Genomic DNA, 15720 nt, shown 5'->3' on the forward strand with positions numbered 1-15720 from the left:
ATTGCCTCTTTCTTTAGGCACATAAAATATAATAGAATAGCGCGAAATACCTGACTACAAATGCAAAAAGTCTTGTATACTAACGCGCAAATTTCGTCCTCACTTATTTAGAGTAATGTAATGGCTGACTTATCAAAATACAGAAACATCGGTATTTTTGCTCACGTTGACGCGGGCAAAACGACTACTACAGAACGTATTCTTAAACTTACCGGTATGATCCACAAGCTTGGTGAAGTGCATGAAGGTGAATCTACAACTGACTTCATGGAACAGGAAGCTGAGCGTGGTATTACCATCCAGTCTGCGGCTGTAACTTGTTTCTGGAAAGATCACCGTTTTAACGTTATCGACACACCTGGACACGTTGACTTCACAGTAGAAGTATACCGTTCACTAAAAGTTCTTGACGGCGGTATCGGTGTATTCTGTGGTTCTGGTGGTGTTGAACCACAATCAGAAACTAACTGGCGTTATGCCAACGATTCTGAAGTTGCACGTTTGATCTTCGTAAACAAGCTAGACCGTCTAGGTGCAAGCTTTTACCGTGTAACTGAACAAGTTAAAAAAGTACTAGGCGCAACTCCTCTTATCATGGTTCTACCAATTGGTACTGAAGACGAGTTCTCTGGTGTTGTTGACCTACTGTCTCGCAAAGCTTACATCTGGGATGATTCTGGCCAGCCAGAAAACTACAGCATCGAAGACATTCCTGCTGACATGGAAGAGATTGTTGAAGAGTACCGTGAAAAGCTTCTAGAAACAGCAGTTGAGCAAGACGACGACGTTATGATGGCCTACATGGACGGCGAAGAGCCTTCTATGGATGACCTAAAACGTTGTATCCGTAAAGGTACTCGTGACCTTGCGTTCTTCCCAACTTACTGTGGTTCTGCCTTCAAAAACAAAGGCATGCAGCTTCTTCTTGATGCTGTTGTTGATTACCTACCAAGCCCAACTGACGTAATTCCTCAGGATCTTACGGATGAAGAAGGTAATCCAAATGGCGAAAAAGCAATCGTTGATGCTAAAGAGCCATTGAAAGCACTTGCATTTAAAATCATGGATGACCGTTTCGGCGCCCTTACTTTCGTACGTATCTACTCAGGCGTACTAAACAAAGGTGATACTATCCTTAACAGCTTCACGGGCAAAACTGAACGTGTAGGCCGCATGGTAGAAATGCAAGCAAACGATCGTAAAGAAATCAGCACAGCACAAGCTGGTGATATCCTAGCAATCGTTGGTATGAAAAACGTACAAACAGGTCACACGCTTTGTGATCCTAAGCACCCTTGTACTCTTGAAGCAATGGTTTTCCCTGAGCCAGTTATCTCTATCTCTGTTACGCCTAAAGATAAAGGTGGTAACGAGAAGATGGGTATTGCAATTGGTAAAATGGTTGCAGAAGATCCAACGTTCCGCGTTGAAACTGATATTGACTCTGGCGAAACCATCCTTAAAGGCATGGGTGAACTTCACCTAGACATCAAAGTAGATATCTTGAAACGTACTTACGGCGTTGATCTAATTGTTGGTCAGCCACAGGTAGCTTACCGTGAGACTATCACTAAGCCTGTAGAAGATACTTACACTCACAAGAAACAGTCTGGTGGTTCTGGTCAGTTCGGTAAAATCGACTACCGCATCAAACCAGGCGAAGTGGGCTCTGGCTTCAAGTTCTCTTCTTCAGTTGTTGGTGGTAACGTACCAAAAGAGTTCTTCCCAGCTGTAGAAAAAGGCTTCAAGTCCATGATGAACCAAGGTGTTCTAGCAGGCTTCCCTGTACTAGACATTGAAGTTGAATTGTTCGACGGTGGATTCCACGCAGTTGACTCTTCTGCAATTGCCTTCGAAATCGCAGCTAAAGGCGCTTTCCGTCAGTCAATTCCAAAAGCTGGTCCGCAGCTAATCGAACCAATCATGAAAGTTGACGTGTTCACTCCAGATGACCACGTTGGTGATGTTATCGGTGACTTGAACCGTCGTCGTGGCATGATCAAAGACCAAGAGAAAGGTTTGACTGGTGTTCGCATCAAAGCAGACGTTCCTCTATCTGAAATGTTTGGTTACATCAGTACTCTTCGTACAATGACTTCTGGTCGTGGTCAGTTCTCTATGGAGTTCTCTCACTACCTACCATGTCCTTCTAACGTAGCTGAAACTGTTATCGCTGCTGTTAAAGACAAAAAAGAAAGAGAAAAGAACTAATTCATAGTTTTTTCTAATCTCTGAAAAAACCCGATACACAATGTGTATCGGGTTTTTTATTGAACAAAACAAAGCAAACTAAACACTCATCTTTCATAACTCTAATTTTACAGACACAAAAAAAGCGCCGAAGCGCTTTTTAAATTCATATCAGAGCTAATCAGCTGCCTATTAAAACGGAACAGGATACTCTTTAAAGACGGCCATGATATCCTTTAAAGCCTCTTCAGACAGGGTCATATCAAACGCCGCCATATCTTCTTTTAGCTGCTCCAAAGACGTCGCTCCAATGATAGTCGAACTTACACCGTCAACTTGATCACACCATGCCAAGGCAAGTTGAGCTGCAGTGAAACCATGCTTTTTAGCGACCTCCATATAAGCGGCAACCGCCTTCTCAACCAAAGGTGTATCGCGGAAAATACCGTTACGCTGAGAATAAGTCCAACGACTGCCTTCAGGGCGAGCACCACCAAGATATTTTCCCGTTAAAGCACCGGCAGCCAAAGGCGACCATGGCAAATACGCCACATCTTCATGAACACAGTTTTCGACTAGATATGGCCAATCTTTTGTATGCAACAAACTAAATTCGTTTTGAATAGAAGCAACACGTGGCAAATCATGCTTTTCACTGAGACGAATAAATTCATTAATCCCCCAAGTCGTATCGTCAGACAAACCAAAATGACGAATCTTACCGGCCTTAATACACGCATCCAAACCTTGAAGAATATCTAGAATTTGAGCAGACTGCTCATCACGGTCAACATCCGTAAAACTAATCACACCTGGAAAATGTTTTGCAAAATGCGGCGTAGAACGATTTGGCCAATGAAGCTGATAAAGATCAATATAGTCTGTCTGCAAACGCTTTAAAGAAGCATCCACCGCTTCAATCACTGTTTTGCCAGAAATATTACTGCCGTCGCGAACGTATTTCATACCAGGACCAGCAATTTTAGTAGCAAGAATAAACTCTTTACGACGAGATGGGTTACGAGAAAGCCAATCACCAATAATAGTTTCTGTTTTGCCATAAGACTCAGCAGTTGGCGGGATAGAATACATTTCAGCCGTATCAATAAAATTCACACCATTTGCTAAGGCGTATTCAATTTGAACATCAGCATCAGCTTGGTTGTTTTGAGTCCCCCAAGTCATAGTACCCAAACACACTCGAGAAACTTCTAAGCCAGTTCGGCCAAGTGGAACATATTTCATTGTATTAACCTTTTAAATTCAAGCGACACATACAAGATGCGAAAGAAAATAACCAAACAATCAATGTAATAAATTTTTCCTCCACTAGCCAGTTTTATCAATGAAAACAATAAGGAGTTAATTTAAGCTACTAACGAAGACCTCAGCAACAAAGATTTCTATTTATCAAGCAATGACTCATATCGCTGGTCCGTTAATGTCTTCAAAAAAGCAACAATGGCGTCCACCCTTTGATCTGGCAATGCAGGGCCTTTTTGTAAATTCACCAAGTCTATATTTTCCGCTACTTCTGGCTCAGCCCAAGGCTTGCCTGTTTCAGGGTTTATCGTACGCTGAGGGTTGTTGTACTTATCATAAAAAAGCACAACAGTTCGAAGATCTTTAAAAACACCGTTATGCATATATGGCCCAGTCACTGCAACATTACGCAAAGACGGCACTTTAAATTTACCTGCTTGCTTAGGATCATCTATAGACGGATTATCCAACAATCCAAGATCTTTTTTATTGCCATTATAGGCCATCAAATCAGCATTAGCTGGAACACCAATATTACGATATTCGTAATTAGTAAATGTTTCTTGAGCATTAAGCGGTGACGTATTTAGTTGATGACATGCATTACAGTTAGTAAATTGCTGAGAGAAAAATAAGGTCTTACCCAACTCCTCTTGCTGAGTTAGTTTTATTTCGCCACGCAAAGCACGATCGTATCTAGAGTCGAAAGGCATAAACATAGCCGTTTTTTCAAACGTCGCAATTGAATCAGTAATCGCCGCATACCCCTTTATAGGGTCATTTAAAATATCTTGCCCATAAATTGAGTTAAACAAGCCTTCATAGCGCGCATTTTCTTTTACTCGACTAACAACCGCTGCACCGTCAGGCATAGCCATTTCTAAAGGATTAACAAAAGGCCCTTCGGCCTGTTGAGCCAAACCAGAAGCGCGACCATCTAAAAACTGGCCACCACGATACTCGCCATTAGCCATACGATGAAAAGTCGGCGCGAAGGCGGCGTAAGCAGCTGTTGGCGTATTACGACTACCCATGGACACTCGATCACTTCCCAATGAAACAGCACCAAATAATGCATCTGACCTTTTATCAACAAAGCCATTGGCTATATCGTGGCAAGTTCCACAAGACTGATTGCGCTCTTTAGATAAATTGGTATCAAAAAACAACTGCGCACCCAGCATCGCCTTAGGATCTTTCATTGCAATAGGGAGCTCAGGAGATGATTTTGTAGACTTTATTTGTGAAACGGCTTGCTTAGGCTCACTACAAGCAGAAAGAAGCACAGAAACAGCCATCACACCTAGAGAAAAACGCAGCATGTTATCTTACTCTAACAATCAAAAATGAATGGCACGAATCATACACCCATGAAAACGTGAGTAAAACAATGACACCCAAACTCCGTCAATTAGATATAAAAAAAGCACCAAACAAGACATATATCAATTGTCTCATTTAGTGCTTTCCTATCGATACGATCACTTACTTCGAAGCTAGTTTTGCTCTGGCAAGGTCACATTCAACTCTAATATTGAGCAATCATCAGTATTATCCAGCTGGATCTGCACATCTTCACTGCCGATATTCACATACTTACGAATAACATCGATGATTTCTTGCTGCATCTGTGGCAAATAATCCGGCTGATGGCGCTTACTGCGCTCATGAGCAACGATAATTTGCAATCGATCCTTGGCAACAGAAGCGGAGCTAGGCGCGCTTTTGCTTTTAAAATAGTCAAAAATTCCCACTCTAACCCCCTAATAAACGCTTGATAAAGCCTTTCTTCTGAACTTCTAAAAAGCGTAAAGGACGCTCTTCACCCATCAAACGATCAACGGCATCCATATAGGCTAAACCAGCTTCTGAAGCTGTATCCAAAATAACTGGCGTACCTTGGTTCGAAGCTTTCAATACCGCCTCAGACTCAGGAATAACACCAAGCAATGGAATTGCCAAGATATCCTCAACATCGGACACACTTAACATTTCACCCAATGCAACACGCCCAGGATGATAACGAGTTAAAAGAAGGTGCTCCTCAATCGGCGCTTTACCATCCTCAGCTCGTTTAGACTTACTTTGCAGGATCCCCAAAATACGATCTGAATCACGTACAGAAGAAACTTCTGGGTTAGTCACAACAATTGCAGCATCAGCAAAGTACAACGCCATCTGAGCGCCCTTTTCAATACCTGCAGGCGAATCACATATAATGTATTCAAATTCCTTAGCAAGCTCTTCAAGAACTTCCTGAACGCCTTCTATAGTCAACGCATCTTTGTCGCGCGTCTGAGAAGCCGGCAAAATAAACAAATCTTTCGTGCGCTTATCTTTAATCAACGCCTGAGATAGCGTTGCCTCTTTGTTTATGACATTTACAAAGTCATAAACCACTCGACGCTCACAACCCATAATCAAGTCTAGATTACGTAAGCCCACATCGAAATCGATAATAACCGTCTTATGTCCCTTTAACGCAATACCAGTCCCAATAGCAGCACTGGATGTTGTCTTTCCGACGCCACCCTTGCCTGAGGTGACTACTATAATTTTTGCCAATGCTTTATCCCCCGATAACCTCAAATGAGTTTATCTATACAGTAAAAATGAATAATAAATCTTAAAGCGGTACGATTTCTAAGCTATCGTCAACTAATAACACTTGCGCGCTGTCTTTCCAAACGATATTTCGCAGCGCATCACTCAACATAAAATTACCAGCAATAGAAACCAGCTCGGCCTCCATGCTTTTACAAAAAATTCGCGCCTCCACATCACCTTTAACACCCGCTAAAGCGCGACCTCGTAAAGCTCCATAAACGTGGATATTGCCATCCGCTAGCACTTCCGCACCAGCACTGACCTGATTAAGAATAATTAAATCCCCTTCTGCATAAACTTGCTGCCCAGAGCGAATCGGTTTAGTAATAACTTTCGTAGCCTGAGGCACCAATCGCTCCTCAACCACAGTCCTCACAACGACATCAGGGCTCGCCTCTTCTTTTACTGCAGGAGACATATTAATAGGTCTTGCTTTACTTGCCGGCAAAAGAGGAATAGTCACTGAAGCATTCCACACAGGCAACGCATCAGGATCACAACGCCAGCCAATCACACCAAGACCAAGAGCGCTCACCGATTGAATCAACACTTCAAATTCTTCTAACCTAATACCACGTTTCATTTTCGAAATATCAATAATGATCGGGGCTTGATTAAAGAAATGCGGAACCTGATCAATCTTCTCTTTTAAATGAAACACAATGTCATCTAATGAAAAGGTTTGAATTTCTAATAAAACCGTCGTAACGACACTTCCTTTAAGTCGGAAGCCTGAGTCTGTCATGCAAACTGTCCTTTTTTAATAACTTAAATGGCCTTAAATGTTGAAAAGCCGCACTGAACTTTCACTATCAGCGTTAAAAATCTATTCTATCAAGCTGAATGATTAAAGAAAGCCACCACTACAATGTCTTTACATTCACAAAAAAACTCATACTGCTCTCTTGTAGTGCTAAGAATAACGCAAAATGAGCAATAATGAACGCAAGATTAAGCATTTGATTTAATTAATATTTTACAACTTACTTACATACTTGTTCCCATAAATCTGGGGAAAACTTTTGCACCATTTTATGCACCATGAACAGCCAACAAATAAGCAAATAAATACATCACTCCTCAGTCGAATGCACAGCAAATTCAGCCGAAAGGCGACTTACCCCCAAACCACTCTGTTTAGTCAGCTTAATTTGCACAGGAATACGTTCTTTCAAAGCACTAATATGGCTAATAATACCTATGGTTTTGCCAGATGAATGCAAGTTATCCAAGGCATCTAATGCAGACTCCAATGTCTCACTATCCAAGGTGCCAAAACCTTCGTCCAAGAACAAGGAATCAATACTGGTCTTATGAGACACCAAATCAGACAAAGCCAAGGCCAACGCCAAACTCACTAGGAAAGATTCGCCACCTGAGAGAGTTTTCGTATCGCGCGACGCATTCGCTTGCCAAGTATCAACCACAAGCAAAGACAAAGCATCTTCGTTACGCATTAATTGATAGCGACGATGCAAAATATCCAAATGCTGATTAGCCAAGTATACTAAATGATCCAGCGTCAAACTTTGCGCAAAGCGGCGGAATTTCGCGCCGTCAGCAGAACCAATCAAATGATTCAAACGCTCAAGATGAATAAATGCCTCTCGACGAGCTTCCAACACTTCTTTGGATTTCGCTATCTGCTCTCTGCGTTGAACCTCTTCTTGAATCTGCTGAGCCACTACACCCCATTGACGATGCAGAGCTTGGCGTTCCGAATCAAGCTCGGCGTGTTTTTTTTCCAGCTCTTCAAGAGAAGACTTTTCAAAGACTGAACCGTCAAAAGCAGCAAGCTCGGACTTGCTTTCAATATGTTTCAGCAAGGATTCTTCAGATTGATTAAGTAATGTTTGTAATCGAGAACCGGCTTCTTGTAACTTCTTCAGCACTTCTTGGCGTTGGCTTATTTCTTCTGTGGATAAGTTCGCTTGCAGCCACGCAGCCTCGTTTTCAAAACCTTTCTCAGCTAGACGTTTTTGCCAATCGGACAAGACAAGCTTATATTCTTTACTTAACGATAGATGAGATTTATTAAGCGTTTCTAATGTCGCACTGCTAGACGCCAACGCCTGAGCGATTTGCTGTCGCTCAGATTCTACCTTTTCTAGCATTTGATGAGCATGATCATTAAGGGTTTGCATCTCTTGACGAAGCTCACTAATACTCTTGCCACCTAACAGCTCATGTAACTGTTCTGCCATGGCTTTTAAGCTCTCATTAAATTCAGCAACTTTCTCGCGGGCTTGATCATGCAGCTGCTGGCTTTCTTGTAACGCCCCTTGCAGCCTTTGGTGTTCATATGCAAGCTGTTCGCCTTGCTGCAATAAAGCATCATACCCCGCCTTGCTGTCACGCCATTGCGTCATCGCCCCCTGTAACTGCTCCAAAGCCTCTGTCAAAGACAAATCAAGGTAACTTTCAGGAACACCTGATTGCAGCATTTCTTTTTGCAAGTGCCTAATTGTCTGCTCTTGCTCGCCTTGCTTACTTGCTAAATTTTGCTGATGCGCTTCTAACGTTTGCCATAATAACTGACATTGCGACTCATCTTTCACCACTTGCTGTTGCGTCGTTTGATGCTGAACATTCAAGTTCTGCAATTCTGCTTCTAATGCCAAACGAGATTGTTGAAGTTCTTCTAGCTTAGGCGCTATTTCTTGCAAGGCACGCCAGTCTTGATCGACGCGCTGAACCAGAACCGACACTTGTTCTTTATCAAACAAATTAAAGCTGGCATCTTGGCTATTCACATAGTGAGTTAGTGGTGTTATCCATTCTTTCAACTCATTTTCTGTGGTGAGCAAACCTTCAATTAATTGCTGACGTCTAGTTTGACCAGAGGTTAACTCTCGCTGCAGGGATTCTAAATCCGCAGCCAATTGCATGCCTTGCCCCTTAAGGCTATCCAATTCTTTGCCTAAACGAGTAAATTCTTCCTGGCTACCAGAATCTGCTTGGTACAAAGCATTAGCAAGATTGTGCTCTGCTGAACCACACAACGGACAATCATCATGTTCACCTAACTCATTACGCAAATGAGTTAACGCCACAATATGACGCTCGGCCTCGGCAAGTTTTTCAATCGATTTTTGATGACGAAGCTTGTCTTTGTAGGTTTGTCTTTGTTGCTCTAGCTGGCTTTGCTGTTGCTGAATACGGCTTGCCATAGTATTCAGATTCTCGTCCAGCTCGGACAATTGTGATTGCTGATCTTGGTATTGATGAAACTGTTTCCAGAGTGATTGCGCATTATACTGAGCACGTTCAGTTTGATGATAACCTTTCTGCCAATCGGCATATTCACGCTGAGATGATGACGCCATGTAATCATGAACCGTGCTCTGCAATGCTTGCTGACGCTCTTCTATGCTGGCTTGTTCATGCTCTAACTTAGCTTGATTACTTCCATGAGCAGAGCGAGCAGCATCATAACTTTTGGAACCTTGATCGATACTGATCTCAAGTTCAGCAATAGCTTGGGTATTTGCCTCTATGATTTGTGCCTGATGCTGCCAACTAGCCAACTGATTTTCGATTTTTTCTGGCGATGTCCAGCGGCTCAAAATGGCTTTACTGTCTTCACTCGCTTTATCAATGTCTGCTTGTTTCTCTGTTGTGGCTTTTAATTGCGATTGCTGATTTTCGACTTTCTCCGCCGCTTGTTTTAACCGAGCAGAAGCATCTTGATATTGTGCCTTCACACTTTCTTGGCGGGACAAGATGGGCTGAATTTCATCATTAATCTTGTTATTCAAAGCGTCCAACTCAGTGCGAGCATTCGCTAATTTCGCTTTCGCCTGTTCAACCGATTCAGTAAGAGCCTGACTTTGTATAAGCTGTGCTTGCTGCGTTTCAGTGTATTGAGCAATATCTGCTTGATTCTGATCCAAGCGAGACTTCAAGCCTTGCTGCTTTTCATAATCAGGCAGCAAAACTTGCGCAGTCAGTGCCTGCTCAAGCTGCTGCTGTTGAGGCGCGAAATCCGCAAGCGCCTGATTCGCGTCATCGACTTGTTGCTGATACTGAGCCACTTGCTCTTGTAGCTTTTGCTCAGTGCGTCGCCATTCAAGTACGGTTTGATGAGCCTTTAACGCCTGCTCATTGGCTTTTTCGTTGGCTTCAAAACTCGATTCAGTTTGCTTTAGTTCTGCAAAAGCCTCGTCCGTTAATAATTGAGTCTGCTCATTGAAGCTTTCAAGCGCTGCAATAGATTGCTTCTCTAGCTTGTGTTTATCAAACACCCACTTAGACACGTCACCATAAATTTCTGTGCCGGTCAGCTCTTCTAACAACTCAGCACGATCATTAGCAGAAGCATTTAAGAAGGCCGAAAAGCCGCCTTGAGCAAGTAACATAGACTTGGTAAAGCGGGAAAAATCCAAGCCAGTGATTTCCGCTATCTTATCGATTTTTTCGTTTATCTTCGTGGTAATGATCGTGCCGTCGCGTTCGCACAGCTCACAGGTCATGGGCTGCAACTTGCCATCACTTTGGCCGCGGGCACGTCGTTGTCCCCAAAAAGCGCGATAACCTTTGCCCTTTATTTCAAACTCGACTTCCGCCAAACATTCAGAAGTATGGCGCGTCATCACATCATTCTGACTAGGTGAGACTTTCAGACGCGGCGTTTCATGGTACAAAGCCAAACAGATCGCATCCAACAAGGTCGACTTACCTGCGCCCGTAGGCCCGACAATGGCAAATACACCAGCGTCATCAAAAGGCGCTTTGGTAAAATCAATTTCCCATTCGCCTTTAAGGGAATTCAAATTCTTCAGGCGCAGTTTGCAAATTTTCATGATTGCTTCTCCTCGCCTTCTTGTTGATGCTCTTCCAATTCCACTAGGCAAGTTTGAAACAACTCAGTCAACATTTTGCTTTCTTCTTCATCCAGCTCTAAATTCGATTTAAGACTCTGCTGAAACACATCACCAACAGTTAATTCCGACAATGTTTTACGTGCCTCGAAACCTTCGTTCTTTTTTTCTACCGCGCTGCGACGCATAACCCTCAGTAACTCAATTGGCTTACCGTCAATGACTTCTAATAAACGCTTATGCACATCGCTCAAATACTCGTCGGCAATGACCGTCACTTCCAACCAAAGCGTTTTATCTTCCGCCAACTCTAACGCAGAAATCTGCTTAATGACCTCCTTCAAGTTGCCCTTCAAACTCGCCATTGGCTGAAAATTAGGAATCGTCACTAATTGAACAGGATCGGTCGGCTCAGCAAACAAGTCTTCAACAAAAGTGTCTTCACCTAATAAATCGGTATCGAACATAACCAAAGTCTTATCACGACCCAGCTCATCAAAGCTCAGTGGAATCGGCGAACCACTGTAACGGAACCGACCACTTTTACTAATCGGCTGAGCTCGGTGAATATGCCCAAGAGCAAGGTAATCAAACGCCGGAAACACCGACGTCGGCAAAGCTTCCAAAGTACCCACATAAAGATCACGCACCGACTCGCTCACTTGTCCGCCCACTGCCGTCAAATGCCCGGTACCAATAATCGGCACAGGTGTTTTCAGTGCTTTGTTTTTCTCACAAGCTGCTTCATAAACTCGCTGATAAAAATCGCCAATCATCTGCAATAGACTAAGCTTCTTATCTTGCTCAGACTGCCCAGCGACGCTTTGCATTACATCTTTTGGACGCAAATACGGCACAGCACAAACCCAAGCAGCAATCTCGCCCCTTTTGTCTTTAAGCGGAATAACATGAGATTCAATATCTTCAAGATTCGCCTGACTAGACACTTGCGTATCAAGATACGTCAGCAAGCTCTTAGATTCGTTTAACATACTGACCGAATCGTGATTGCCTGCAACAATCACCAACTGACACTGGCGCGCCTTCATGTCTAATACCAGCTGATGATACATTTCGCGCGCGTAGCTTGGTGGCGAACCAGTATCGAACACATCTCCAGCAATGATCACCGCATCGATAGATTCTTTGTCCACCAGCACCAACAACCAATCTATAAAAGCTTTGTGCTCATCGCGGCGAGATTTCCCCATAAAATGCTGACCAAGATGCCAGTCTGAGGTGTGTAGAATTTTCATTTATAGAATCCGTTGAATATCAAAATATACGTAAAAATAAAAAGCCAAGTTACCGAACAAAATGCAACTGATTCGGATGAATCCGCAAAGGTCGCAACAACAAACTCCAATCCTTCGCAGACACATTTTGACCATGATAAATAAGTTGTAGAGAAGTGCTGCCAGAATTCGCCAGCGCCTCTTGAAGAAAAGTAATCAATACATCATCCGCCAAACTAAGCGTCAGATCATTATTCGCATACAAAGCAAAATGCCCGAGAAACATTGGCGTGTAATCCAACAAAGTCTCACGCCAATAAGATGCATAAATAGCATTATCAGGAGAAGAAATGACTACAACAGGCGCATCAGCAATATCCATCTCAAACAACAAACGACCTTTGCGCATTCCAGTCGATAATTGAACATCCACCTTATTATCAGACGAAAGCGCTAAGGCGCGCAGCCAGTCCTTGTCGCATAACTGCGCTTTATGCAACACTACTTTTAAAGGCGCTCCAGCAGGATTTAACGCCATACACTCATAAAAATGAGCTTGCTCATCAATAATAACTGACGATGATTTGCTAGCAGGAAAGCCAACCGAAACACGATCCCCGAAAGAATCATCACTTGGCCCCAAAAGCGTTAGCTCGATAGCTGATTCATTCAAACAAATAGGATTTAAAACAGAAAAAGAAGAAGACACGGCTGGCGTTTGTCGAGTTAAAGACATAGCCGAAGCAACCGAGGTTTGACAAGAAAGGATCGACTCGCAATTGCTCGCATCATAAAGACGACACGCACCACAAGCCCCAGCGCGACAACCGTAACGAACATCCGCACCCTGAGAAAGCAACGACGACAACAAATTGTCACCCAAAACCGCCTCAAACTGCTCATCATCCAATTCTATCGTCAGCGCCTGTGAATCCATCATCCAACCTCATCTTTGATCTGGCTATTATGACATATTCTGCCTAACTACCTCTCTTGTGTGACACTCAATCATAGAAAAATCCCATTTAGTTACTATAAGAACAGGCTCATTAGCCTTTCGACTTTATAATAGGTCAGTCTTAACTGCGCAAAACGAAACTTCCCACATTATGCCAAAAGGGCTTAAGTATTTTATGCAACCCCCTGCCCCCTTAAAGCCAATCACTTAACTCGATTATGTTAGCAAAGTATCAACTTTGTGACTTATTAATCCAATCCTGACCACTTGGTTGACTTTATAACTCTAAGCTTGCTATGTTTTTAACCGTTGATTATGAGTTATGAGCTTTGAAAATATCGTCAACTTTCTATAAGTATCATTTACTAAGACAAGGAGAACGACATGTTAGGCTGGACTGTATTATTGTTAATCATCGCCCTTATTGCAGGGGTGCTAGGCTTTACAGGTATTGCTGGTGCCGCGGCGGGAATTGCAAAAATCATCTTCTTTATCTTCATAGTACTACTGGTGATTTCTCTTGTATCCAGAGCCATCAGAGGTAAAGGGCCTAAGCTATAACATTGCCTTAATGGCATTTAGCGTTATTCAAATAGAAAAGGGGCATATGCCCTTTTTTTATGACTGGCATTGCCTGTAACCAATTCGAAGATTTTGAGCGCCCGACTATGATCTTTTGAGTGTCATAGAGACTAAGTCGGTTTTTCTTCTCTGATAAGCATGTCTAAGAATTTTTCAAATCGTCGCTGCCTAGTTTCTGGTTTCTTCGCACTCGTTAAGCCATGAGCAATCACATAACGACTCGACTTATTAAGCGTTTCAAAAAAGAGTTTTACTCTCGGCTGTTCTTCTATTGCCGCTAAAAAGTCTGCAGGCACTTCCATTTCACTCGCTACATAAGCCTTTTCCCAACGACCGTCAGCTTTCGCTGCGCGAACATGTACAAGCCCAGGCTCCTTCATACGGCCTTCGCTTATCAAACGCTCAACATGCTCCGTGTTTCTTTTAGACCAAGTGCTTCGTACAGCTCGTGGTGTTATTCGTTGAAGGTAGGATTCATCATCCAATGACTTTTTCACACCATCAATCCAACCCCAACATAAAACCTCCACCACAACATCATTCCAAGAAACACTTTGAACCCCAGAGTTTTTCTTAAATATCTTTACCCACAACTCACTTTCAACCGCGTGATTCACCTTGAGCCACTCATCGAGATCGCTAGGTGTTTCAAATGACATGATTCTCAAGGGATTTGGTGAAGGCATGAATTGGGTTCTTTAATGTTAACGCCGCCCACAGCGGCGAGCGAAGCGAGTCCGGTAGCCGAAGACTACGAACTGCTGGGCTTTGTTATGATTCACGGCAAAATTACATTGGTGCGATAGCTTGAAAAGCCATGCGTAACTCATCAACATCTTTAAATCTAATAGACTTATCACTACTAAGGCCTATATCAATAAAAGCACGCACATTCTCTGGTAGCTTTTCAGTCTTACTCTTTCCGGTTAAGACGTAATATAAAATACGAGTCAACGCGTATGTTTCATGCAAGATGCTATAACTATCAAATCCTTCTGTTACTAGGCTTGGATCATTATAGTAGCCTTTAAAATCCGTATTTTCAGAAGTTAGTTCGCTATCAACGATTTTCACCAGACCAAAGTCCGCTATTTTCACTACAGCCACATCATCATATTCTTTGAGTAGAATATTTTTAGGGCTAATATCCCTGTGCAAAATATTTTTAGAATGTATGTACGAGAAAGCTCTGAGTATTTGCAACCCTAACTTAACGCGATCTTGAAACGATAACTTGGAATTGTTTTTTAAAATATACTTATCCAATGAGTTGTCCATAAACTCCATAATGTACTCATTGTTTTTCTCATTGTATCCATAAACTTCTAGAACATATGGTGAGCTTAGCATACTCATTTGTTCGTACTCTCGCTTAAACCTTTCAATTTCCTTTGCATTTAGATCTTTCTTTGCCCGCTTTAAAGCAAAGTTTTTATTATAGAAACTGTCAAAATACTTATAGACATTTGCATAAGACCCACTACCTAAAGCCTTTAAATCAGCGGTCTTATTTTTGTTCTCAATTTTCACTGAACTTTGTGGAAAAAATATTGGGATAGTGTAATAAATCTCTAGCTTTTCAGTATAAGAGGGGATTGCACTCCCACCGCTCTTACTTAGAAAGCTCTTACAAAAAGTAAGTCTATCTCGATGGTACTCCTCAATATAGAATGCATATTCAGAGTTCTTCAAAGATCTCTCTAAAGCTTCAATCGTCTCTATAGATCTAATGAGCTCCCTACTCGGGTCTGCCCAGAAGTGAGCCGTGTCTTCATCTGTTGGAAGCCTATTATTCATCGAGTCAAAAAGACTAGTGACGCTAGAGTGAAGAGTAGAGAATAAAATTCTTAACTTGTCATTATTTATTGATTCGTAAAGATCTTCGAATTCATTATTCAAAATATCAAAGAGCTTTCTGTAGTGACTCTCTATGGCATTATCTGCATTCATTAATATTATAAAACCTGTCTCTAATTGAACCATAACGCCTCAATCAGAGGCAAAAATCAGTTGGTTAAAATTAGCGACGCAGGAGCAAAACCAACTGTTTTTTGTCCTGCTGAAT

Annotated in this window: 12 protein-coding genes; 2 read left to right on the top strand and 10 right to left on the bottom strand. The window is 42.3% G+C overall.

Annotated elements, in window-relative coordinates:
* The first annotated feature begins 120 nt into the window (after nt 1-120).
* Entirely contained in the window at nt 121-2211 is a 2091-nt protein-coding gene (fusA, locus tag CYL31_RS11255; RefSeq protein WP_212915343.1) for an elongation factor G, read from the top strand.
* Nucleotides 2212-2382: 171 nt separating this feature from the next.
* On the opposite strand, the gene CYL31_RS11260 is transcribed toward fusA, so the two are convergent.
* From CYL31_RS11260 to CYL31_RS11295, 8 genes are all read right to left on the bottom strand, one after another.
* On the bottom strand, nt 2383-3435 hold the full coding sequence (locus tag CYL31_RS11260) for an aldo/keto reductase (protein ID WP_212915344.1): 1053 nt from the start codon (nt 3433-3435) through the stop codon (nt 2383-2385).
* 158 nt (nt 3436-3593) lie between these two features.
* A complete protein-coding gene (locus CYL31_RS11265) occupies nt 3594-4775 on the bottom strand; it encodes a cytochrome-c peroxidase (protein WP_212915345.1) in 1182 nt (393 codons plus the stop codon).
* Nucleotides 4776-4949: 174 nt separating this feature from the next.
* Nucleotides 4950-5207 carry a cell division topological specificity factor MinE gene (gene minE, locus CYL31_RS11270; protein ID WP_212915346.1) on the bottom strand — a complete coding sequence of 86 codons (258 nt, stop codon included), beginning with the start codon at nt 5205-5207 and terminating at the stop codon, nt 4950-4952.
* A 1-nt stretch (nt 5208) separates the two neighbouring features.
* On the bottom strand, nt 5209-6018 hold the full coding sequence (gene minD / locus CYL31_RS11275) for a septum site-determining protein MinD (protein ID WP_212915347.1): 810 nt from the start codon (nt 6016-6018) through the stop codon (nt 5209-5211).
* 61 nt (nt 6019-6079) lie between these two features.
* The gene (gene minC / locus CYL31_RS11280) at nt 6080-6805 is read right to left on the bottom strand and encodes a septum site-determining protein MinC (protein ID WP_212915348.1); all 726 of its coding nucleotides are present in this window, start codon (nt 6803-6805) and stop codon (nt 6080-6082) included.
* Nucleotides 6806-7133: 328 nt separating this feature from the next.
* On the bottom strand, nt 7134-10862 hold the full coding sequence (locus tag CYL31_RS11285) for an SbcC/MukB-like Walker B domain-containing protein (protein ID WP_212915349.1): 3729 nt from the start codon (nt 10860-10862) through the stop codon (nt 7134-7136).
* Nucleotides 10859-12136 (bottom strand): exonuclease subunit SbcD, encoded by a 1278-nt coding sequence (sbcD, locus tag CYL31_RS11290; protein WP_212915350.1) that lies wholly within the window; start codon nt 12134-12136, stop codon nt 10859-10861. Before sbcD ends, CYL31_RS11285 begins: the two co-directional genes overlap by 4 nt.
* A gap of 49 nt (nt 12137-12185) precedes the next feature.
* On the bottom strand, nt 12186-13055 hold the full coding sequence (locus CYL31_RS11295; RefSeq protein ID WP_212915351.1) for a 2Fe-2S iron-sulfur cluster-binding protein: 870 nt from the start codon (nt 13053-13055) through the stop codon (nt 12186-12188).
* A gap of 402 nt (nt 13056-13457) precedes the next feature.
* Between CYL31_RS11295 and CYL31_RS11300 the strand changes: the two genes are divergently transcribed.
* Nucleotides 13458-13634, top strand: a complete 177-nt coding sequence (locus tag CYL31_RS11300) for a DUF1328 family protein (protein WP_205114853.1) — start codon at nt 13458-13460, stop codon at nt 13632-13634.
* A gap of 131 nt (nt 13635-13765) precedes the next feature.
* On the opposite strand, the gene CYL31_RS11305 is transcribed toward CYL31_RS11300, so the two are convergent.
* Nucleotides 13766-14341 carry a YdeI/OmpD-associated family protein gene (locus tag CYL31_RS11305; RefSeq protein WP_212915352.1) on the bottom strand — a complete coding sequence of 192 codons (576 nt, stop codon included), beginning with the start codon at nt 14339-14341 and terminating at the stop codon, nt 13766-13768.
* 103 nt (nt 14342-14444) lie between these two features.
* Nucleotides 14445-15638: a protein kinase family protein gene (locus CYL31_RS11310; protein ID WP_212915353.1), complete on the bottom strand. Its 1194-nt coding sequence runs from the start codon at nt 15636-15638 to the stop codon at nt 14445-14447.
* Nucleotides 15639-15720 lie beyond the last annotated feature (82 nt).

The sequence above is a fragment of the Marinomonas sp. A3A genome (assembly GCF_018336955.1).
GTDB classification, from domain to species: domain Bacteria; phylum Pseudomonadota; class Gammaproteobacteria; order Pseudomonadales; family Marinomonadaceae; genus Marinomonas; species Marinomonas lutimaris.